This window comes from Acaryochloris sp. IP29b_bin.137 (assembly GCF_028285745.1).
GTDB lineage: Bacteria > Cyanobacteriota > Cyanobacteriia > Thermosynechococcales > Thermosynechococcaceae > Acaryochloris.
Genome location: NZ_JANQOP010000019.1, coordinates 1 through 21,065 on the forward strand (window position 1 = coordinate 1; position 21,065 = coordinate 21,065).

At 47.2% G+C, this 21,065-nt stretch carries 19 protein-coding genes; 12 read left to right on the forward strand and 7 right to left on the reverse strand.

What is annotated here, in order from left to right; translation table 11 throughout:
• Positions 1-117, forward strand: a 117-nt coding sequence (rpsU, locus tag Q0991_RS01400) for a 30S ribosomal protein S21 (protein ID WP_299484814.1), incomplete at its 5' end; no start/stop codon positions are given.
• A gap of 253 nt (positions 118-370) precedes the next feature.
• Positions 371-1,366, forward strand: a complete 996-nt coding sequence (ilvC, locus tag Q0991_RS01405) for a ketol-acid reductoisomerase (RefSeq protein ID WP_299484780.1) — start codon at positions 371-373, stop codon at positions 1,364-1,366.
• A gap of 67 nt (positions 1,367-1,433) precedes the next feature.
• Here the strand turns inward: ilvC and Q0991_RS01410 are convergent, their stop codons facing one another.
• Positions 1,434-1,931, reverse strand: coding sequence for a cyclic nucleotide-binding domain-containing protein (locus tag Q0991_RS01410; RefSeq protein WP_299484782.1), 498 nt, complete (start codon positions 1,929-1,931; stop codon positions 1,434-1,436).
• 381 nt (positions 1,932-2,312) lie between these two features.
• Here Q0991_RS01410 and Q0991_RS01415 point away from each other — a divergent pair, with 381 nt between their 5' ends.
• Both Q0991_RS01415 and ctpB read left to right on the forward strand, forming a co-directional pair.
• Positions 2,313-2,522, forward strand: coding sequence for a hypothetical protein (locus Q0991_RS01415; protein WP_299484783.1), 210 nt, complete (start codon positions 2,313-2,315; stop codon positions 2,520-2,522).
• Positions 2,523-2,745: 223 nt separating this feature from the next.
• Positions 2,746-4,101 carry a carboxyl-terminal processing protease CtpB gene (ctpB, locus tag Q0991_RS01420; RefSeq protein WP_299484785.1) on the forward strand — a complete coding sequence of 452 codons (1,356 nt, stop codon included), beginning with the start codon at positions 2,746-2,748 and terminating at the stop codon, positions 4,099-4,101.
• 128 nt (positions 4,102-4,229) lie between these two features.
• On the opposite strand, the gene Q0991_RS01425 is transcribed toward ctpB, so the two are convergent.
• Positions 4,230-5,708 carry a cellulose synthase family protein gene (locus tag Q0991_RS01425; RefSeq protein WP_299484786.1) on the reverse strand — a complete coding sequence of 493 codons (1,479 nt, stop codon included), beginning with the start codon at positions 5,706-5,708 and terminating at the stop codon, positions 4,230-4,232.
• A 373-nt stretch (positions 5,709-6,081) separates the two neighbouring features.
• Entirely contained in the window at positions 6,082-7,758 is a 1,677-nt protein-coding gene (locus Q0991_RS01430) for a serine/threonine-protein kinase (RefSeq protein ID WP_299484789.1), read from the reverse strand.
• A gap of 374 nt (positions 7,759-8,132) precedes the next feature.
• On the opposite strand from Q0991_RS01430, the gene Q0991_RS01435 reads away from it, so the two are divergent.
• Positions 8,133-9,818, forward strand: coding sequence for an ATP-binding protein (locus tag Q0991_RS01435; RefSeq protein ID WP_299484791.1), 1,686 nt, complete (start codon positions 8,133-8,135; stop codon positions 9,816-9,818).
• Between the two features lie 90 nt (positions 9,819-9,908).
• Here Q0991_RS01435 and Q0991_RS01440 read toward each other — a convergent pair whose 3' ends face one another.
• Together Q0991_RS01440 and Q0991_RS01445 are read right to left on the reverse strand one after the other, a co-directional pair.
• Positions 9,909-10,586 carry a hypothetical protein gene (locus tag Q0991_RS01440; RefSeq protein ID WP_299484793.1) on the reverse strand — a complete coding sequence of 226 codons (678 nt, stop codon included), beginning with the start codon at positions 10,584-10,586 and terminating at the stop codon, positions 9,909-9,911.
• Between the two features lie 94 nt (positions 10,587-10,680).
• Positions 10,681-11,223, reverse strand: coding sequence for a phosphoribosyltransferase family protein (locus tag Q0991_RS01445; protein ID WP_299484795.1), 543 nt, complete (start codon positions 11,221-11,223; stop codon positions 10,681-10,683).
• A gap of 177 nt (positions 11,224-11,400) precedes the next feature.
• Here Q0991_RS01445 and Q0991_RS01450 point away from each other — a divergent pair, with 177 nt between their 5' ends.
• The gene (locus Q0991_RS01450) at positions 11,401-11,787 is read left to right on the forward strand and encodes a hypothetical protein (RefSeq protein WP_299484797.1); all 387 of its coding nucleotides are present in this window, start codon (positions 11,401-11,403) and stop codon (positions 11,785-11,787) included.
• A gap of 81 nt (positions 11,788-11,868) precedes the next feature.
• The gene (locus tag Q0991_RS01455) at positions 11,869-12,447 is read left to right on the forward strand and encodes a DUF2808 domain-containing protein (RefSeq protein WP_299484798.1); all 579 of its coding nucleotides are present in this window, start codon (positions 11,869-11,871) and stop codon (positions 12,445-12,447) included.
• A 284-nt stretch (positions 12,448-12,731) separates the two neighbouring features.
• On the opposite strand, the gene Q0991_RS01460 is transcribed toward Q0991_RS01455, so the two are convergent.
• Positions 12,732-13,658 (reverse strand): branched-chain amino acid ABC transporter permease, encoded by a 927-nt coding sequence (locus Q0991_RS01460; RefSeq protein ID WP_299484800.1) that lies wholly within the window; start codon positions 13,656-13,658, stop codon positions 12,732-12,734.
• Between the two features lie 801 nt (positions 13,659-14,459).
• Between Q0991_RS01460 and Q0991_RS01465 the strand changes: the two genes are divergently transcribed.
• Positions 14,460-15,368, forward strand: coding sequence for a serine hydrolase (locus Q0991_RS01465; RefSeq protein ID WP_299484802.1), 909 nt, complete (start codon positions 14,460-14,462; stop codon positions 15,366-15,368).
• 8 nt (positions 15,369-15,376) lie between these two features.
• Here Q0991_RS01465 and Q0991_RS01470 read toward each other — a convergent pair whose 3' ends face one another.
• Positions 15,377-16,846, reverse strand: a complete 1,470-nt coding sequence (locus tag Q0991_RS01470; RefSeq protein WP_299484804.1) for a hypothetical protein — start codon at positions 16,844-16,846, stop codon at positions 15,377-15,379.
• A gap of 296 nt (positions 16,847-17,142) precedes the next feature.
• On the opposite strand from Q0991_RS01470, the gene Q0991_RS01475 reads away from it, so the two are divergent.
• The 4 genes from Q0991_RS01475 to gcvH all read left to right on the forward strand — a co-directional run bounded on the left by Q0991_RS01475 (position 17,143) and on the right by gcvH (position 20,853).
• Entirely contained in the window at positions 17,143-18,006 is an 864-nt protein-coding gene (locus Q0991_RS01475) for a DUF4344 domain-containing metallopeptidase (RefSeq protein WP_299484806.1), read from the forward strand.
• Between the two features lie 345 nt (positions 18,007-18,351).
• Positions 18,352-19,086, forward strand: a complete 735-nt coding sequence (locus Q0991_RS01480; RefSeq protein ID WP_299484808.1) for a class I SAM-dependent methyltransferase — start codon at positions 18,352-18,354, stop codon at positions 19,084-19,086.
• A 197-nt stretch (positions 19,087-19,283) separates the two neighbouring features.
• Positions 19,284-20,390 carry a glycine cleavage system aminomethyltransferase GcvT gene (gcvT, locus tag Q0991_RS01485; protein ID WP_299484810.1) on the forward strand — a complete coding sequence of 369 codons (1,107 nt, stop codon included), beginning with the start codon at positions 19,284-19,286 and terminating at the stop codon, positions 20,388-20,390.
• Positions 20,391-20,466: 76 nt separating this feature from the next.
• Positions 20,467-20,853, forward strand: a complete 387-nt coding sequence (gcvH, locus tag Q0991_RS01490) for a glycine cleavage system protein GcvH (RefSeq protein WP_299484812.1) — start codon at positions 20,467-20,469, stop codon at positions 20,851-20,853.
• The last annotated feature ends 212 nt before the right edge of the window (positions 20,854-21,065 follow it).

Below are 21,065 nucleotides of genomic sequence, written 5' to 3' on the forward strand. Positions count from 1 at the left end.
CAAGTCTCAAAGGCCGGAATTTTGGCAGATGTAAAACGTCGACGCCATTTTGAGACCCCGTTAGAGAAAAAGAAGCGTAAGCGGATTGCTACTCGTCGCAAGCGTCGTTTTCGCTAGGGCATGATGTCGATTGCAGTCTTGTTGCCGTTTTTCTGACTTCAAACAGCAACCCAAAAAAGCAAGCAAACCTTCTTCTGAGCCACTGCCTTTACAAACCGGGGCAGTGGCTTATTGTGGTGGTGGTGAACGTCCATGAGTAGCTGGATTATTACCTTCAGGCAATCGGTTCATAGTATGATTTGCCAGCATTTAATTGTAGAATTAGAAGCCAGCAGATCGCCTCTGGCTGTTAAGGAGAGAGCAAAACATTATGGCCCGCATGTATTACGACGCCGATGCCAATCTAGATTTATTGGCAAATAAAACCGTTGCCATTATTGGCTACGGTTCCCAAGGACATGCTCACGCCCTCAATCTCAAAGATAGCGGAGTCCAAGTGATTGTGGGTTTGTATGAGGGCAGTCAGTCAGCAGCCAAAGCGCAACAGGCAGGGTTAACAGTTAAATCCGTTGCCGATGCTGCGCAAGCGGCCGATCTGATTATGATTTTGCTCCCTGATGAGGTTCAAAAAACGGTTTACACCCAGGACATTCAACCTCACCTCAGCGCCAACAAAGTGTTGGCCTTTGCCCATGGCTTTAATATCCATTTTGCTCAAGTGGTCCCCCCTAGCGATGTCGATGTAGTGATGGTGGCCCCGAAAGGTCCAGGCCATCTTGTTCGACGAACCTATACCCAAGGGCAAGGCGTCCCCTGCCTGTTTGCCGTGTACCAAGATGCCTCAGGCCAAGCGCGAGATCGGGCCATGGCCTACGCTAAAGGGATTGGTGGAACTCGGGCGGGAATTCTGGAAACAACGTTCCGGGAGGAAACTGAGACCGATCTATTTGGTGAACAAGCAGTTCTCTGTGGCGGGTTGACAGCTTTGATCAAAGCTGGGTTTGAAACCTTAGTCGAAGCTGGGTATCAACCGGAGTTGGCCTATTTCGAATGTATGCATGAAGTGAAGCTGATTGTGGATCTAATTGTGGAAGGGGGATTGGCCAAGATGCGGGATAGTATTTCCAATACTGCTGAGTATGGGGACTATACCCGTGGACCTCGCATTGTTGATGATAGGACCAAGGCTGAAATGCGCCGGGTTCTGCATGAAATTCAAACCGGCCAGTTCGCCAAAGAATTTGTACTAGAAAATATGTCCGGGAAAGCAGGATTTACGGCGACTCGCCGTCGCGAAGCCGAACATGCCATTGAAGAGGTGGGCAAGGACTTACGAGCTATGTTTAGCTGGACCGATAAATCATAGATCACAGACTATATGCATACCCAACGTGCGGTTGGTTTTTTAGTCTACCTAGCAATTTGAAATTGACTTAGTATGCCCAACTGGGATTATGAACGTTAGCACACCAATTTTCGACAGCTGATGTTTGCCAAGGAGAAGATTGGGTTTTGCGTTGCCGTTGGTATAAATAGGCGATCAATTCTGATCGAATCTCAGAATACTTCTCTAATGTGGCGAGTAACTTTGACTGATGTAAAACCAAGCATTGGCTAGTTTGAACAGCTGTAATTGAAGCAGAAGCGGGTTGGTTATCAAACAGGGCAATGTCACCGAAATGGGCACCTCGGGACAATTCGGCCATCTTGATGTCCCCAACATGAATCTTGACTTTCCCAGCAATCATAAAAAAGATCAGTTGGTCTCGATCGCCTCGATGCAAGACGACTTCGTTTTCTGCAAAGGTCTGCTCTTCCATCTCCGCTGCCAAGTCTTCTAGGAATGCCTCATGTTCTATCCCTTTGAAGAAATTCGTTTTTTTAAGAAACGCTAGGCGGTTTAACGATACTGGAGCAATTTGGGAAACCATACTAATCAGGTAATGAATGAAAGATTTCTATGGTTACCAGTATCTGCGTTCAGCAATTGCCTATCGACCGTATAACTACTGATTCATTCCGTTTTATTTTGACTGACCTATCGGTATCAGTAGGAAGCCAGGGTTAGATATGGCTTCAGCAGATCGTAAATTGTTTGCTCAAGGATTTATTCTGAACAACACCGCCTATCTATCAAAAAGAATGGGCGGTTAAGGATGCTTCGCTAATCAACAGAAACTATCTTCACAACCGTAAGAATACGGAAGTTAAGTGTAGTTCTTCTTCTACCGATTCAATCCAATGTCTTTTTTTGATCGATCAAATACAATAGCAATAAGGCGAACAACCATCTGAGAACCCTCAGCTTCCATATGTCACCAAAGCGGCGCTCTAGACGCAAACGATTGATTCAGCAGTCCAGGCTAACGCGCTCCAATAAGCCTCGATGCGTAGTCTGCGAAGAACCCTTCGATTCTCCAACCCTTAGCGTCCGTTTCGGCAAGGGTCGGGCTCATCTTCTATGTGCGGGTTTGGCTCGGATTGGGTTAAAGGGGTTAGCTCGTACGTCTGGTCGATGGTAGTTTAGCGCTCCAGGTATAGGCAACTAATTATGAACTTTCCCGGGAATATGATGTTTTCAGAGTTCGATTGTCTATCCTAAAAACAACTATTGAGGAGTAGTGTAACGTATTGTACCCAGTGCCTGTGCGTAGTTCATCCATTTTGATGCGTTGGAGTTAGTCTCAGCTAACTCGATCAGAGTGTCAGGTTAACCCTTGCCATCCCTACAATTCCATCTTTGATATGACTCCATTATTCAAACGTCCCAACACCATTCAACGCAACACTGTATGGAGCAGTTTACTATTTTCAGTTTCAACTTTTATCGTTCTACAGCCTTGTTTCACTCAACCTGCTGCAGCTAGACTTCAAGATAGCCCAAAAGTGATACTGGACGAAGCTTGGCAGTTGGTCAACCGCCATTACGTCGATGGCACGTTTAACCACAAGGACTGGAAAGCCACCCGTCAGGAATTGTTAAGCAAACGGTATGTTTCTACGCAGCATGCCTATACAGCTCTCCGAAAAGCCTTAGCTGAACTCAATGACCCCTATACGAGGTTTATGTCTCCTGATGAGTTTAAAGCCCTCACGACCCAGACTTCAGGTCAACTCTCAGGAATTGGTATTCGGCTAGAACAAAGCGAATCAACTAACGCTGTTACGATTATCAAGCTTTTACCTAATGCGCCTGCTTTGAAAGCAGGCTTAAAGGTGGGCGATCGCATTTTGGCGATTGACGGTAAGAAAACAGATGATATGGATCTCAAGGCTATCTCCAGCCTTATCCGTGGTGAAATTGATACCACCGTTCAATTACGGATTGGCCGAGCCGGACGAGCTCCATTTGATATGGATATTATGCGGGACGTGATTGAGCTGCCTACTGTTCATACAAAGATCAAGCAAGAAGGAGCCAACCGTATTGGCTACATCCGTTTAGTCGAGTTCAGTGCCCATGCGTCTGAACAAATGAAAACGGCCATCAAAGATCTTGAAGCGCAAAAGGTTGATGGGTTTGTCCTCGATCTAAGAGGAAATCCTGGAGGATTATTAAATGCCAGCATCGAAATTGCTGAAATGTGGCTCAATAAAGGGTTTATCGTCCATACCGTAGATCGCAAAGGTAAACAGGATGATGTTATCGCTCATCCTACCGCTTTGACCCAACGTCCACTGGTTGTGTTGGTAGATAGAGACTCTGCCAGTTCCAGTGAAATTCTGACGGGTGCCCTGCAGGATAATCAACGGGCAATCGTCATTGGCACCTCCACATTTGGCAAAGCCTTGGTACAGTCTGTTCACAAGCTGTCGGATGGCTCAGGAATTGCCATTACTGTGGCACAATACTTTACCCCCAAAGGGACAGATATCAACCACAAAGGCATTACCCCTGACATCTCTGTCAAATTAACCCCCGAACAATCACAAACCCTCTACTCCGATCCAAGTTTTTTAGCGACGTTTAACGACCCGCAATATATGCAAGCCATCCGAAGTTTGCAACAATCTATTCACTCGCATCAACGCCCCAAGCAACCGTCTGCACAGCAAACCCAGCCCCGAGCCACATCAGAAACAGCCAAACGCCTGAACTAACCACCTTGTGATCGCCCTAACCAAACCATAAACGGTGAGTCTGTGCACTAGCTATTACAGTGACTGTGCTCTTCAGAAAGTATATTTATTTAGTCATTGGACTGCCGTTCAAACGGCAGTCCAAGGCTTCAACGATGCTGAAATAGGCTGAGGGAAAGGACATAAATATACCCAATTAAAAAGAGCAGTAGAAATGGCAAGGATAGATAATGGGCATTTAACAGGGCGACCATTATGGTCAAAAATAAATAGACGGTCATTGAAAGTTCCAAATAGGGAACTAGGTTCTTAGCTGCTCGGTATTTTTTGGTCTTCCAATTTTCTTCATTGCGAGTAACGCCATGCTTAGGGGTTCGCACAAAATCTCGACCCACCCGAAAAAGACCATCGCAAACGGCCAAGGATTGATTAATACTGAGACCAATCCCCACACTCATTAATAGGAAAAGACTAGAGGCCAGCTTCCAGGGGGATTGCTTGCCTCGCTGATCTTCCTGGGCAACAACGTAGAAGGCGACTAAACTGAGCGTTGTAATCAGAAAAAGCGGTAAATGGATAGCAAGACCATAGCGCCACCCAGTATGGGCTAGAAAGAGCTGATACGGCAAAGATAGGATCAACAGAAAGAGTAATAACAGGTAATTAAAGTTATTGGTGAGATGGAAAAAAGCCTCCCATTTAACATGCCAGGGGGCCTGAGAGGTCAGAATCGGCATCAGCAATTTTTTGGCAACTTGGCTTGCTCCTTTAGCCCATCGAAATTGCTGAGATTTGAAAGAATTCATCTCCATTGGCAACTCAGCAGGCACCACAATATTGGGTAAATACAAACATTCCCAGCCTTTAAGCTGAGCCCGGTAGGATAGGTCTAAATCTTCTGTAACTGTCGTGTGTTGCCACCCCCCAGCGTCTTCGATGGCTTGAATCCGCCAGATGCCAGCGGTGCCGTTAAAGTTAAAAAAGCAGCCCGAGCGATTGCGAGAAGTCTGTTCTGTGACGAAGTGCCCATCTAGCATCAGGGCCTGAATTTCCGTGAGGATGGAATAATGCCGATTAATATGCCCCCACCGGGCTTGGATCATCCCAATTTTGGGATTGGTAAAGTAATGCACCATATTGATAAGAGTGTCGGGCGGTGGGACAAAATCAGCATCAAAGATCATCACCAATTCGCCTGTTGCGGACTCTAGTCCGTAGGCCAGGGCACCCGCTTTATATCCTTTGCGATCGCAGCGATGAATATAGGCAATATTGAGCTGACGCTGCTTGAGTTCTCGCACCTTGGCTCGACAAATCTCCCGCGTTTCATCCGTCGAGTCATCTAGAACCTGGATTTGCAATTTATCAACGGGATATTGCAAAGCGGCAACAGCCTCTAGAAGCCGATCCACCACATACATCTCATTAAATAAAGGAAGCTGGATTGTCACCTGCGGCAGTTCAGCTTCGGAGAACGGGTGGAGGGGCTGAATCTCTCGACGACGATGCAGGTAGTAGCGCCAAATAATCGAAATTTTGTGGAAGCTATATATGGCAATCAGCGTCAAAATACCGAGGTATAGCTCAGGAATAGCCCCTGAAAAGCGATCAATGAAACTAGTGACCATATAACGCTGATCGTGAATTGAATATACTCAGAATTCGCAAAAATCCTGGCCTCCTGCCCTAGACAAGTACGTAGAGGACTGTATTCTATCCCGCCCAGACTAGAGCCAGCTTAATTCAATCTGAGAAGATAATTAGTTTCTGCCCTCAGGCGATCCTCTCAGAAAAGGCAAGCTTACTGATGTCGGAAAGACGGCTATAAACTGAAGCCTGATTGAATCGGTGCGAGTTTCATTTAATCAGTACAATCTCAAGACTTTTGATTCATTGCTGATCAAGAAACAAGTTTTCAGGAGGATAAGATTACCCGGGCTATCGCCTGGGTCAGCGTGGTGATTTGGGTTCCTAAAAAAGAGGTTTTAAAGTCAACCGTTGCTAATCATCTTCAATCTCTAAGAATCGGTCTTGGGCGATGGCAACCCAGAGTTGCTGGGCTCGCTTACCTTGAAGATCGACATTTCGATACATCGGTAAATCATCCACCAATTTATCTTCTACTCGTCGATAAAATCGGCGTCTATTGACCTTCTTTCGGCGCAATTGTTGGTCCAAACGCTGGCGATCGCGCAGTTGGTATTGGCCGATGCGATCGCGCACTTCAGGATTGAGTTTACCCATTGCTTCTAAAACCTGAAAACCCACTTCATCCCACTGTTCTCGTAAAGGGGCATCCACTTCACTCCGGGTCAAGGCCCGACCTTGATAGTTAGGATATTCCAAGAAAAAAGCTTCGTTGGTGACCTGGTTAAAGTAGCGGGAAGAAACCCCTAGGGCATCAATCCGTTCAAACAAGCGGGCTTTACGAGACCGCTCCTCTCGGGATAAGGAGGGTGGTTCTTGCGGTTGAGCGGGTTCTTCCGAGCGGGAGACAGGGGTGACATTACTGGTCTCGCTCCGCTCACGGATGGCCCAAATTACACCGCCTAACAGAGTTGCGATCGCACCCAGTATCAGGACCTGCTTCAGCAAGGTTATGGTCCAAGCCTGAACTTTATTGCCCACCTGGGTGACGACCCCTGGCTCTTTGACCACGGGTTCAGCAACAACCGTATGCTGGGTTACTTCAGCCTTGAATTCTGCAATATCTGTTGGGGGCGGTGGCGGAAAATCGGGGTTTGCCTGGTTTAAGGTTGGCGGAATCGGCAAGGGGCGCCCTAGACCTGGAGAAACAGTGGCCAAATGGCTGAGCTGTTCCAAATCTCTCAGGGCTCTTTGGGCAGAGGGGTAGCGGGCATTGGCTTGAGCCGCAACCATGGTCTCTAAAACTCGGGCCAATTCCTCATCCACGCCAATCTGTCGCCATTGAAAGGTCCGGGTATTGGCATCATAAAATTCTTGGGGGTCTTTTCCCATCAGCATCACTAAGGCCGTCACCCCTAGGGCATAGAGATCGCTGTGCTCATAGACTTTTCCCAACCGAATCTGCTCCTCTGGAGCATATCCTGGCTTACCCAAAATGGTGGCTTCACCGAACTTGCGATCGGGGTTATCTGGATCGACAAACTTACCAAAACTGGCCGTAATTTGTTTGACACCGCCAAAGTCAATCAGGATGGGCAACCCATCGCTTTGCCGCTGGATCAGGTTGTCAGGGGAAATGTCTCGATGGATTAACCCTTGCCGATGGATATAGTCCAGAACCGGCAATAGCTGAGTAAGAAAGGTATAAACTTCTGACTCTGTATAGGTTTGCCCCTCCTTGACTCGCTGACGCAGCAACGCCTGGTAGGTGGCCCCTTCCACATAATCTTGAACCAGACACAGGGACCGATCCTGCGGCCCCATAAACCACTCCCGAAACTGGGGAATTTGGGGATGATCCAGCTTATATAAAACCGCCGCTTCCCGAACAAATAGCTCTTTGGCCTTGGTGAGTAAGATTTCACTGCTTTCACTGGCCGGGGCAAATTCTTTGAGCACACACCGCTCATTAAACCGATGGATATCTTCAACCAAATAAGTACAGCCAAAGCCGCCTTGCCCAAGTTCCCGCACAATGCGATAGCGATTGGCAATGGTTGTGGCTGGGGGGTGATACTGCTGCGTTGGCATTCAGATGCTCTCCACATCGGCAGACTGAAACAGAGCGAGGGTTAGGAACACGTCACAAGAAGTATGATTGTGGGTTGAGGTTCAGGGCCAAGTTGAGTTATTGGCATCTTAGCAAACCCACTGTTGGGAATTTTAGCGGGTGTGACGCTACTCGGTTCTTTACAAAGGCTAACAAACGTATTCGGAAGCTGGCGTTATTCCAATCACTGCATCTCTGTTGGCTCTATCACAGTCTCCGTCATCACTCTAGACGTTCCCAGGCACCCTAAAAGTTCCCATTTTCGACTGTTTTGGGGGCAGGAGCTGAGCACAAAGATGCTAAATTAGCATCCCTCGTATACCATGTAGCCAACAGAAAGCGGGTTGTGGGCAGTATGGTTCGAGGGCAACGCAAACAGGCCACCCATGTGATTGGTACGGTCAAAGGGCCTGGCGATAGCGGTAATCAATATGTGTTTATCACCGCCGACACCCAACATATTAAAATTGGTGAGTTTGTCTCCTATCGCCTCACCCATACCGATAATATCCCCGTCGAAATTTTAGGAAAGATTTCGGCCTGCACCCTGGTGGATCATCTACCCGATCGCATTTTTGCCGATACAGAAATTGACCCGAGTGCCATTGCATCCCTCGTTGGGTTTAAGTATTCCAGTCCTGAAATCTATGAAGTCGCGGTGGATGTAATTGGCTACTTCCATCCCAATCTCGGGTTTATGAACCCGCGTCAGCCCCCCGAACCGGGGGCGAAAGTGTATCGGGCTGATGATCCGACCCTACGACGGATTCTAAATAAGCGCCAAGCTGGCGACGTGGGCTCAGCCACGATTGGATCGTTACTGCTGCGCGATCTCGATGCAGTCCCCATTAGCCTCGATGTTAAAGCTTTGGTCAGTACTCATATGGCCATTTTGGCGGGGACAGGCTCCGGTAAGTCTTACACCGCTGGCGTCCTCATCGAAGAGCTTCTGCGTCCCTACAATCGTGCTGCCGTCCTTATTTTTGACCCCCACGGTGAATATGGCACCCTCGAAGCAATGCGTGGCCATCCCGCCTTTAGCAGTGAAGATGGCTATGCCCCCCAGGTCCAAATCCTAACGCCAGAGCAGATCACTATTCGGATTTCTTCCCTCAACTATGCCGATATTAAGATGTTGCTGCCGGAGATGAGTGAGCGCCAGCAAGCCATTCTCAATAAAGCCTTTAACAATCTCCAAGCCCGAAAGCGGAAAAATGCCCGATGGGATATCAATGACTTGATTTATGAGGTCAACGAAGCCGATATTGTTCAAGATAAAAATGGCAACGACCAGCCCGGTTCCTCTGCCCAAGCTCTGGAATGGAAATTAGAAAAACTCGCTAACTCTCCCTATTTCCATGCTTTTGAGCATCTCACCCCTCAAGACTTATTTGAACCGGGGCAGGTCACCGTTCTACAAATGAACGAGATCAGCCAAGAAGAACAGCAGGTCATTTGTGCAGCCATCCTCCGCCAAGCCAACCAAGCTCGCATGAATACCCTGAAAGAGAAGATCACGGCAGAAGATGAAAATTATTTACCCTATCCCGTCTTTATCCTGCTAGAAGAAGCCCACCGTTTTGCTCCTGCCCATGAGCCTTCCCGCTGCAAAGCTGTGATCCGCACCATCCTCAGTGAAGGCCGCAAATTTGGCCTAGGGGTGGGGCTGATTACCCAACGTCCCGGCAAACTGGATTCAGATGTATTGTCGCAATGCATGAGCCAATTCATCATGCGGATCGTTAACCCGGTAGATCAAGACAGCCTCAAATATGGTGTCGAAGCGGCTGGCCGAGATTTATTGAAGGAATTACCCGCCTTAACCAAAGGCCAAGTGATTATCTCAGGTATGTGTGTCAATACTCCCGTTTTGTGCCAAGTCCGCCAACGCTTAACGGCCCACGGTGGGGAAACATTGGATGCGCCTTCCCTTTGGCAAGCCCATTTTCAATCCCATCGTTTACGGGAACGGGCGGCAGCCAGTGCGCCATTAGCTGGACGACGACAAGCAGCAACCGTGCGCGGGGTTTCGATTGACTAGCCTTGCTAGGGATGACGCCTAGCGGCCCTATATTTTCTAATCTCGTAACGTCGATTGCTGATCAGGCTCGTTTATTGGGGAAACAGCCCTTTACTTCGCCTTAGCGCGCAGATTCTTCACCTTGACTTGTTGCCACCAGTCTTGCAATTCCTGGGGTTCAATATTTCGGCCATCGACTTCCACCATAAATCGCTTGTCAACGAGAAGACTGAGCTTGCCTTTCTTGGAAGCATTCTGATATTCTTCCCGTCCAAAGGCATCACCAATCTTCAGCCCTTTGCTGTAGCCTTCTGTTGATTCTTGACTAAATCGGGCACTGATGACAAAAGGAGCGTAAAGTTGCCGATGATGAGCCCAGTCAAACAGCTGTACCTTAATGGTTTTATCCCCTTGCTTGTAGGTTTGACTCGCTTGGCTGATCGTAAATTCACCAAAGTTACTGGATTGGCCCTTCGCATCAGCCGCCTCCCAGCCCGAGGGCTGATCGGGCAACGCAGAGATTAAGTCGTTGTAACTGAGCGGATCAACGGGTTTGAGATTCTTCAGCTCCGCTTCAATTTCCTTGAGATCTTTTTCTAGCTTAGAGATCTGATCAATTCCTTTGAGTGGATTCTGATCGATATCCACGCCTTCAACCACATCTGGCAACTTAGGTACACCACCACAAGATGACAACAACAGGACAGATGCTGAGAGGAGTAAAGAGATTCTCAAGCAAACTCTTTTCGAGAACTCTTCGTAAAAGATTCGATCAGGATTATCACTCATTAATCTTGAAGCCTATCATTCAAGCGAGAATTAGAATCAGCAAAGGTCGTGTCCAGCTGCCGAAGGTCGTGAACATTAGTTACCTATTGCTGTTCTAACTACAGGATGCCCTAGGCGTCGATAAATCTATCGCAGCATATTTCTGACTTAACGCTTCGATATCAATGGCCTCATAGCTTTCAAAAGGCTGATGGATCCAAGGGTTCTCTGCTAAATACTTCACAAAAAAATGGGGTTCTATTTTCGAGCAAGCTTTGTACCACAATACAGCCGTACGAATGTCCTCAATGTCTGGGCCGTAGCGCTGTTTGAGCCAAATTAAGGTCTGTTCAAGGGTAATACCAGAATCCACCAAATCATCAACCAGCAAGATACGGTTACCTAAATGAGTGGTGAAGGTCATTTCTTGGCTAGCGGTCCACTGATGACGCTCTTGCCCGTTAGTCCCACCATAGGAAGAAGTTGCGAGTATCGCTAAGGGTTGTTGGTAAATGCGGGAAAGCACATCTCCAACCCGAAGTCCTCCCCGCGCCAGACAGATAATCTGATTGAATTGCCAGCCTGACTGATAAATCAGAGCAGCGAGTTGTTCAATTTGCTGATGATACTCTGACCATGATACGTAGAGATCCGCCATGCTTTGCCGTTTGTTGTGCTATTGACTCAATGGGTTTATGCTACCCCGTTCATTTACATTACTAAGGAAATGAACGGGAGGATTGAAATGTTTGAGCCCGACTGGGCAGTTGTCATGGACAAGCAATTTTCATTAGGCTAATGGTGTTTGAGCTTTGTTGTGGGAGTACAACCTGTTATGAATCCTGAGATGGTAACCGAATTTCTGAAAAAGGGCTTCCATGTGACTTTAGGGGCCACAACATCTGTGGTGGAATCGATTCAAGACGCTCAAAAGCGTGAGGAAAACTTATCCCAGCTCAATCTTGGGTTTGATCAATTATCCCAAATCTGGGCCGACAAAGGAGAAGTAACTGAGACAGAAGCTCGAAAAATGATTGATAGTATGGCTTCTCAGTATGGGGTTAATGTCAATTCTATGCCTTCTGGTCCTTCCGCTCCGTCTTCGGCAACTTCCCCTTCTATTGATCCGTCTCTACAGCAAGAACTTAAAACCCTAACAAATCAGCTAGCCAATATTCGTTTGGAGTTAACGCAGATGGGTGATCAAGAGACGCAGGGATAGTGTTTTTAACACAGATTGCCTAAGTGGTCATTCCTCAAACTCTCCAGAACTTTGGCAGAGGGTTTTGTGGAGGCCTACCCTATGTTACGACTTACCGCTTATCCGGTTGGGTTATGGAGAACGAGTTTAGCAGCCACTCTAGTGTGCTGCAGTATCGTGCAGAATCCTGCTCAATCTATCCAGTTGGCCGATGGAACGACTTATTTTGCTAATGTTCCTCGATTAGAAAATGCCCGAACAACCTTTAACAGTGCTCGGGTTTTTGGAGCAACCTACTACTTTACCTTGCATATTCCTGAGGATGCGGGTGAGCCGCTTCAGCGAGTTATGTTTAGACAACAAGAAGGGGTAGATTGGGTGCAGTTTAATCTTAAACGGACCAAAGCCTATGCAGATAAGGAGCGAAAACAACCGATTGAAATTGCGGAAGTAATTGCTGGAGAAGGGGGAGCGATCTCGCTCTATTTCGATCCACCAATATCACCTGGAGAAACGGTTGTTGTTGGGCTGCGGCCTTATCGGAACCCCAGCTCAAGCGGAGTTTACTTATTCGGCGTAACGGCTTTTCCGCGTGGAGAAAGGGCTCACGGTCAATTTTTGGGGTATGGCCGTTTACATTTTTACGACCATATCTGGCACCCTTTGCGATGGGGCCACTAAACCCATTACCAAGGCCTTCTCAGTACATTTAAAACATATAACCCCTGCAAAACAGCAGGGGCTTCTTTGACTATAGAAAGCTCTGTATATAAACCTATGTTAAGCAATGATTCGTGAAATGGCTGTAGCTTAGGCAACAACTTTTACAAAAATTCTCAATTTATTTTTTTCAAAATAAATTGAGAATTTTTGTAAAAGTTATCATGTGGTATGGAGCAGTTGGGTATGCTTTACCTGGTTTTTAAGACCATCGCTAATCCCCCCAAGACTTATTCAACTATGGGCTAAATCGTGCCTCTAAATAATCCTTGAGGGCGAATAAGGAGCACTAACACCATTGCTAACAGCGCGATCGCAAGTTTGTATTCCGTAGGTAGCCAGTAAGTGCTCACTTCTTGGGCGATACCAATTACCATTGCCCCTGCGATCGCACCGTAGGGATTCCCAATTCCCCCTAACACCACTGAGGCAAACATGGGCAAAATCAGAAACCAGCCCATATTTGGCCGCACTGCCGTAATCAGGCCATACATGCCCCCACTTAAAGCCGTTAGTCCCCCAGCCAGGACCCAGGTCCATAGCACCACCCGGTTCACATCAATGCCTGAAACGCTAGCAAGGTCAATATCGTCAGCCACGGCTCGCATCGCCTTGCCAATTTTGGTGTATTGCAATAGGCAATGCAGTCCGACCACTGCCAGAATCGCCAGACCAATGACGATCAAACGGTAATAGGGAATTTTGACCACGCCTAAGATTTCAGCAGCTTTGGCAACAGGCAAGTCATAGCTTTTGTTACCCCCTCCCCAGATGAAAATAATGCCGTTACGGATAAATAGGGCTAGGCCAATCGAAATAATGATTAGCGTTGTGGATGTGGCTCTGCGATCGCGCATCTTGGCCCAGATCAAAAATTCGCAAATCAAGAACCCACCAATCGTGACAATGGTGGCTAACAGAATCGAGATCCAAATATTGGCTTGGGCAAACAGACGATCTAACCAGTCGACCCCAAATACGACACGATTTAATACTTGCGTATTAAACAGAAAGGTCAGAAACGCCCCCGTGGTCATAAAGTCTCCATGGGCAAAATTCGGCAAACGAAGAATGCCATAGGTTAGGGTAAGGCCGACCGCTGCTAGAGCAATAATGCTACCGACTGCAATACCATTAATCAATAGCTGTGCCAGATCTAGAACTAGATCCATTCCTACTGTTCCTGTTATGGGGCAATGCTTTAGCGAACAATACGGCATCCACCTACCGTTCATTCTCGCTAAGCATGAAAATCATACAACTTCAGGTCCCAGAACGGATGGGGATCGGATTTTCCCTCCAGTATGCTCGGTATAGGGGCAGTTATTGAGGCAAGTCTGGGTGGTAATAATGCCTACTGAGTTGCGATCGCATTTAAGAAGGGCTTGATACTCGTAACTTTTCGGGTGTAAACAGCACTGAGTAAGAAAAACCTTGGGGGATGTAGCGTGTGGTGATGTGCCGTCGTTAGCATTGGATGGCAACAAAAAACCCCTGTTTTTGGGACAGGGGTTTAGAGGTTTGGTTTGGCAATCTATATATTGTAGTTATCAGTGCCAATGACTGCATTTACGCAGCAGAGAAAATTTAGTTAATATTTCAAGCTTTGGATATCTAATCTATCACTATTCGACCGTATGGGAAGGTGTTTGCTCTTAGTTCTCAATTGGTGCATTCTTGCTATCCATCAGGATCAGCGTGTTGGTGACAATGGACAATGCTGATAGGATAGCGAATCCAGCAATAGGAATTAGCATTTATTTCTTCCCCCCATAGAGTCAAGATTAGGTATATAACAATAATCCCCAAATAATTAGAAGGTGTTTAGGTCAGAAATACTGAACTTTAAAAGGAAATATTTTGCCGGCCTACGTGCAATTACGCAATTTTTCTCTGAGACCAAACTATTTTTTCGATTTATTGTGTCTTCAAAACTCCGGGAACGCTCAAGAATCAGTTTTTTTCATCAACCAATGGCAAACAGCCATTGGCTTTCGACCTTAGTTTCTGTGGCAATGGTTTTAGTTTTAGTTCTTTGGCCCTGTCAGTTAGGAATGGCTAATCCTAGCCAGCTAGTAGATGCCTTCAACACTTTGCCTGGAGAAACGAGTGTTTTGGTACTCAAAGATGGTGAGGCTGCCGTCTCTCTGAATGCGGAGAAACCTCTTGCGATCGCATCTGCGTTTAAGCTCCAAGTCCTAGCCGAACTCCAGCAGCAAATCGACGCGGGACAACATTCCTGGGATGAGGTAATTGAACTAAAACCCGAATGGAAAAGTATTCCTAGCGGCATCCTCCAAGACTGGCCCGATCAGGCACTGCTAACCCTACAAACCTTGGCCAGCCTGATGATTTCCGTCAGTGATAATACAGCAGCGGATATTCTAATCCAGATTGTGGGACGAGACATCCTAGCCACAGCCTCTCCGCGGAACCAGCCCTTCTTGACAACCCAAGAGGTCTTCACTCTCAAAAGTCCTGAGAATCAAGACTTGCTGGAGACCTATCGCCAAAGTACTGCTCGCCCAGATCTACTTCCGACCATTCACAAGGCTCCACTGCCACCCGTTGAGCTTGTGGATAGTGAACCCCTGGCCCCAGACATTGAATGGTTTTTCACCACCCAAGAACTCTGCCAACTGATGACCCAGGTTGCCGACTTACCGCTGATGCACATTAATACCGGCATTATTAATGCTGATAACTGGCAACAGGTGGCTTTTAAAGGAGGCGCAGAACCGGGCGTCTTGAATTTAACCACAGCCCTCAAAGATGACTTTGGGACACATTACTGCGTGTCCGCTACCTGGAACGATCAACAGCCTTTGGAAGAGTATCGCTTCTTCAATTTATTTAGCGATACCCTTCAAAGTCTGGAATAGTTGACACTCTACGAGTCAGAATTCTCAGACCATGCTTGGGCAATGAGTCGATGGAGCATTTCCCAAGCATCTTCTTTGGACTGTCCTGTATTGGAACGATGGCGCTTCCAGAATTCCTGCCACCAAGTGGGGGGTTCCTGCTTAGAACCGTCATACTCTGTAGGCCGTCCCGTATCGCCCTCGACCACCAAACTGCCCACATAGTCAGCATCGTCATAGACCCGAGCGATTTGTTGGTTAATGTGCTTCATGTCTGCCTGAGATACAGCCCCATTGCTGGTGGCTTTATAGAACTGGACCGTGACCCGAACTGGGAAACGCGGATCGCGCTCAATCGCCAAGTTATCAATTTCGGTAAAGGGACCTTCCACTTCACCATGACCAATGACGGCAGCCTCAACATTACTGCGTTGGGCTTTTGAAGTGGGAGCACTCGCACCCACGGCGCTATCCTCCATCGCTTCAGGTGCAAACAATGGCATGGGTGGCCGTTTCTGTTTGAGTGGGACTTGAATGAGCAGCACCATATTTAAGCCTCGGTCTTCCACATCCTTAGAACTGCTGGCAGATGAAGAAGACTGACCACTATTGACAAAATCGCTGGCCCGCTGACCTGTCAAACTGGCCCGTTCACCATTTTGATTAAAGAACAACCGTTGTCCCCAAGTCTGGCCTGCAGAGAAGGCATCGCGCTTATTATCAATCACCGTCATGCTGGTCCCTTCTCGGGTCGCCAGAATCGTGAGAACTGCAGGGTTATCCGCATAGGACTGATAATTGAACAGAACCGGATTAAATTCAGCCTTACCCCCCTTGGGGATGGGTAGGAAGCTAGCTTGAGCACTGACCAGCGCATGGGTATCGCGAGGAGCCAAGAGTGATTTTTGGCGACCTGTCCAAGAATTGGGCTGATGCAGGTATCGTCGTGGATCCTTCAGAATATCTTTGAGGGCCACTTTGCGTAATTTAGCCCCTTTTTCATTGCCGACTTTGAGGAAAAACCGATCGAGGCGAACATCAGCGGTTTTATCCGAAAAGTTGGGATGTCGAATCACAGGCATGAGATGCAGGCGATTGGACCGAGTCTTTGGATCGCGATGTTGGACTTGAATCGTCATATCGCTAATGTTGGGACCAACGGAGGAGTTTTTGTAGCGTCCGGTATCTTCCCAAGTAACGTTGAGGATATTTAAGCCAAACCGTTTGGCCAACCGTTGAGCTTTGGGATTGGAGACCATTTGCACCGTTTGGTCAATCACCCGTTGATAGCCATTATCGAAGAATGGACGGCGACGAGGCTGGGGCTCTATGACATCGCTGTTCTCCACCGGTGCAGATTCTGATTTGGGGGCAATGGGATTAAACGATTCTTCCTCGGCAATCAAGGTTGGCTTTGTCGCTAGGGCTGAAGACGTCAGCACCATGGATACCGCTAGGGTACTGAAGAGGGTTTGAATGACGGGCAATCGTTTAAACATATGAAAATCTCGACAACAAGGATGGCTTAGATGGATCTCCCAAATAGTGGATGAGTTCCAGGTAGAGCTGTTCATTCCGACTCTAGCCCAACTGCCCTTAGGTTTGGCAGGGGTTGCAAATTTGGTAACAGCTTTTTTCTACTGTTCCGAAATATCAAAAATCGTAAGTTTTGGGACAAAAATAATGACGAAGGCTGGCCGTGAATTAGAGTGATCTCATGAGCGATAAATGTGTCTTGGAATGGGCATGGTGTAAAGAATTCATCGTGTTTGATTGATGTGAAGGAGTGCCACTCATGATTCAGTTCAGGAAACCTAAACTTTGGCAATGGGGCGTTGCAATAGGTAGTCTGCTATGGGCCACTTCGGGATGTGCGAGTCCTTTAATCAATGCCTCACCTCAAAATAAACCGATCACATTAGCCCAACTGTCCCGCCAGAAGATTACCGACCAAGGAGACCTGCGGATCGTTTATGTACAGCCGAGGGATGCAAGCTTCAATGTTATCTATGAAGCCCTCCAAGATTCCCTGGAATTTTCTGTGCCCCAGGAATCAGATGGCTTGATTGCCCAGCTCAATACCAAGTTCGCTTTACCCAGAGACATCACAGTTAGTTTTCAAGAATGTGGTGAGGCGAATGCGTTTTATGATCCTGAGAAAGTCAAAATCGAGATGTGCTACGAGCTACTCAAGCAATATACTGACATTCTGGGTGAAGATAATCAGTCTTCTAAAGCCTATGCAGATGAGGTAATCTACTCCGCTCTGTTCACGTTTTTTCACGAACTCGGTCATGCTTTTGTAGACCAATACCAACTTCCTATTACCGGACTAGAAGAGAATGTCGTGGATGAGTTTGCCGCGATGATGTTGTTAGAGCTGCAAGACGATGATGCGGTCATCGCTGGCATCGATCAGTTTGATGTGGATGCGGAAGAAGAAGAGCAACTTCAAGAGCTACCGTTCTGGGCATCCCATGGTTTAGGGGCACAGCGTTATTACACCGTTTCTTGCATTATTTATGGCAGTAATCCTGAGAAGTTTGCGAACTTTGTCACCAGCGGCGATCTCCCTCAGGAGCGGGCTGACTTATGTCCCGTAGACTATCAGCGCCGTGAACGAAGCTGGAACTTTTTACTAGCTCCTTACCGGAAGTGAACCTCACCTTGAATGAACGAATTTATCGCTACCGTTTACAACCAGACGATTGGGCCATAGTTGCTTGGTTTAGAGATCCGCATGCCCATTACATCAATGCTAGCTACTAGTTCAGCGCTAGAGTAGACGTTATGACAGACTCTATAAAAACCCCTGGCTTCCTCGGCCGATCAATATCTGCATGAAGAGCTTTTTACATGTGTGGTGATAGTTTTGCTTTGCTAATCCTGGTGGGTGGTCTTTTGATGATCTCAAGTCTTCATCTCTGGCAAAAGTAGTTCACCCAGGTGTATCAACGATTGATATTGATCTTCATTGATCTTCCTATCTGTTTCCCTTTGAATCATGAATACTAACGACTATTTCCCTCAAAAAGTCGCTAAAAATTATGATGAAGACGTTGAGTCTTCCAACGCTGAATTAGTGAAACCTGTCGTTGATTTTCTGGCAAAACTTGCTGGATCTGGTAGGGCACTCGAATTTGGCGTTGGCACAGGTCGAATCGCTATACCACTGGAACAGTCAGGTGTTGCAGTTCATGGCATCGATCTTTCTGAAGCAATGCTCACTAAACTTACTGAAAAAACAGATCGCATTCCTGTGACTCAAGGTGACTTTGCGACCACACCTTGCAATGGAACGTTCTCCCTGGTCTATCTGGTTTTCAATACCATCATGAACCTGACAACCCAGGATGAACAAATTAGATGTTTTCAAAACGCAGCCTTACACCTCGAACCTGGCGGCAGTTTTGTGATTGAGGTTATGGTACCTGCGCTGCAGTGCATCCCCTTTGGTGAAACCAAACATGTTTTTGAGTTTGGAGCGGATCATTGGGGCATAGATGACTATGATGTCGTATCTCAATCCCTCAAGTCGCACCACATGCGAATTCGTGATCGAGATACAGAACTGTCTTCAACTCCTTTTCGCTACGTTTGGCCATCAGAACTTGATCTGATGGCGAGGCTCGCCAACTTAAAGTTAAAAGCAAGATGGGGCGGTTGGAACAATGAGCCGTTTACGAACACCAGTCGCTCTCACATATCCGTGTGGGAAAAGTCTCGCGATAGGAATTAGGCATCGAGTTCAATCAACGCCCCTAATACCAGATATATCAACGAATTCGTTGATTAAGGCTATTCTCAAAAGCTGAGTGGATATATCGCAACAACACTGATCTGAACACTAGGTTCATGATATAAATGCGAGGGCTGGTTCGGAGATGGCGCGTTACATCGAGTCCAGCCAGCAGCATAGCGCAAGCGTGGATTACCATGGCAGACTCCTTGAAACCCACTCCTTTACTCGAACAACATCAACAGCTCAATGCCCGGATGATGGGCTTTGGGGGTTGGAATATGCCTGTTCAATATGAAGGCATTACGGTTGAGCATCAAAGCGTCCGTCAAAAAGTGGGCATGTTTGATATCTCTCATATGGGTAAGTTCTTGCTTCAGGGAGATAACTTACGGCAGAAATTGCAGCCCTTAGTCCCCTCTGACCTTAGCCAGCTTGAACCGGGGCAAGCAAAGTACTCTGTCTTTTTGAATGAGCAAGCTGGGATTATTGATGATCTAATCTTTTACTTTGAAGGGGTTGCAGAATCAGGGGCAGAAATCGGCAAGCTGATCGTCAATGCCTCGACCACGGCTAAGGACAAAGCTTGGTTACTAGAGAATGTCTCCGCTGAAGCGATTGGGTTTGAGGATGTTTCCGATTCCAATGTTCTGATTGCGGTGCAAGGACCTGATGCGATCGCAACCCTGCAGCGCTTCACCCCCACCGATCTCTCAGCCATTCGCAACTATCGCCATCAGTCTGGCACCATCCTGGAGCAACCCGCCTGGTTTGCCCGCACTGGGTACACTGGCGAAGACGGGTTTGAAGTCATGGTCGATCCAGAGACGGGCAAGAAACTTTGGCAAACCCTTTTGGAAGCTGGCGTTGCTCCCTGTGGTTTGGGGGCTCGCGATACCTTAAGGCTAGAAGCCGCCATGGCTCTGTATGGTCAAGATATTAATGACACTACAACCCCCTACGAAGCCGGGTTGGGATGGTTGGTTAATCTAGATCAAGGTGAGTTTATTGGCCAAGACACCCTCAAGAAGCAGCAAGCAGAGGGACCGCCCCGTAAGTTAGTGGCTTTGGAAATGCAGGGGCGTCATATTGCCCGCCATGATTATCCTGTTTGGGTCAATGACCAAGAAGTGGGCATTGTCACCAGCGGCAGTTTTTCACCTACTTTGGGTAAATCGATTGCCCTCGCCTATGTCCCAACAGCTTATGCCAAATCCGGCACGGAAGTAGCGGTATTAATCCGCAAGAAGCCCCAACCAGCAACGGTTGTTAAAAAGCCCTTTTATCGGCGACCTAAAGCGTAAGATTTAAGGCAAAATATGGTTTGGATGATTCTCCTAAAATCCTACTCAACTTCCTTACTGACTGAGGCACCCCATTATGAGTTTTGAATATCCCGACAATTTGAAATATATGGACTCCCATGAATATGTTCGTTTGGAGGGAGATGTTGCCACGGTTGGTATTAGCGCATTCGCCATCGATCAGTTAGGGGATATTGTCTTTATTGAATTACCAGAAGTGGGTGATGAATTATCCCAAGGGGAGACGATGGGAAATATCGAATCCGTCAAAGCCGTAGAAGATATTTATGCTCCAATTAATGGAACAGTATTGGAGTGCAATACTGCCATTGCCGATGCCCCGGAACAACTTGCAGAAGATCCCTACAATAACGGTTGGCTACTCAAGATTAAGGTGAATGGCCCTACTGCTTTAGACAAGGCCATGTCGGCGTCAGACTACCAGGCTAAGGTCGAAGGCTAACCCCGAATTATCTCATAAATCCCTGAGAAAGCTTTACAATTTTTTACATCCAAAAAAGCTCATAAGGTGCAATAAATCGTTTGTCAACCTATTTTCGCTTATCAAAACTTAAGATAAAGTTGAATTCTAATTTGTCTCCAGTTATACTCATTAAGCTTTTGTAACTTTGACTACACTGCGGTATAGCTTAAGGAGGTCTTGGGTTTGGCAAG

Excerpts from the sequence above, each read along its gene's own strand:
- Q0991_RS01445 (WP_299484795.1), bottom strand. The coding sequence starts at position 11,223 with ATGGCGGATCTCTACGTATCATGGTCAGAGTATCATCAGCAAATTGAA.
- Q0991_RS01480 (WP_299484808.1), top strand. The coding sequence starts at position 18,352 with ATGAATACTAACGACTATTTCCCTCAAAAAGTCGCTAAAAATTATGAT.
- Q0991_RS01475 (WP_299484806.1), top strand. The coding sequence starts at position 17,143 with ATGATTCAGTTCAGGAAACCTAAACTTTGGCAATGGGGCGTTGCAATA.
- Q0991_RS01425 (WP_299484786.1), bottom strand. The coding sequence starts at position 5,708 with ATGGTCACTAGTTTCATTGATCGCTTTTCAGGGGCTATTCCTGAGCTA.
- ctpB (WP_299484785.1), top strand. The coding sequence starts at position 2,746 with ATGACTCCATTATTCAAACGTCCCAACACCATTCAACGCAACACTGTA.
- gcvH (WP_299484812.1), top strand. The coding sequence starts at position 20,467 with ATGAGTTTTGAATATCCCGACAATTTGAAATATATGGACTCCCATGAA.
- Q0991_RS01450 (WP_299484797.1), top strand. The coding sequence starts at position 11,401 with ATGAATCCTGAGATGGTAACCGAATTTCTGAAAAAGGGCTTCCATGTG.
- ilvC (WP_299484780.1), top strand. The coding sequence starts at position 371 with ATGGCCCGCATGTATTACGACGCCGATGCCAATCTAGATTTATTGGCA.
- Q0991_RS01470 (WP_299484804.1), bottom strand. The coding sequence starts at position 16,846 with ATGTTTAAACGATTGCCCGTCATTCAAACCCTCTTCAGTACCCTAGCG.
- Q0991_RS01460 (WP_299484800.1), bottom strand. The coding sequence starts at position 13,658 with ATGGATCTAGTTCTAGATCTGGCACAGCTATTGATTAATGGTATTGCA.
- gcvT (WP_299484810.1), top strand. The coding sequence starts at position 19,284 with ATGGCAGACTCCTTGAAACCCACTCCTTTACTCGAACAACATCAACAG.
- Q0991_RS01455 (WP_299484798.1), top strand. The coding sequence starts at position 11,869 with ATGTTACGACTTACCGCTTATCCGGTTGGGTTATGGAGAACGAGTTTA.
- Q0991_RS01465 (WP_299484802.1), top strand. The coding sequence starts at position 14,460 with ATGGCAAACAGCCATTGGCTTTCGACCTTAGTTTCTGTGGCAATGGTT.
- Q0991_RS01430 (WP_299484789.1), bottom strand. The coding sequence starts at position 7,758 with ATGCCAACGCAGCAGTATCACCCCCCAGCCACAACCATTGCCAATCGC.
- Q0991_RS01440 (WP_299484793.1), bottom strand. The coding sequence starts at position 10,586 with ATGAGTGATAATCCTGATCGAATCTTTTACGAAGAGTTCTCGAAAAGA.
- Q0991_RS01435 (WP_299484791.1), top strand. The coding sequence starts at position 8,133 with ATGGTTCGAGGGCAACGCAAACAGGCCACCCATGTGATTGGTACGGTC.
- Q0991_RS01415 (WP_299484783.1), top strand. The coding sequence starts at position 2,313 with ATGTCACCAAAGCGGCGCTCTAGACGCAAACGATTGATTCAGCAGTCC.
- Q0991_RS01410 (WP_299484782.1), bottom strand. The coding sequence starts at position 1,931 with ATGGTTTCCCAAATTGCTCCAGTATCGTTAAACCGCCTAGCGTTTCTT.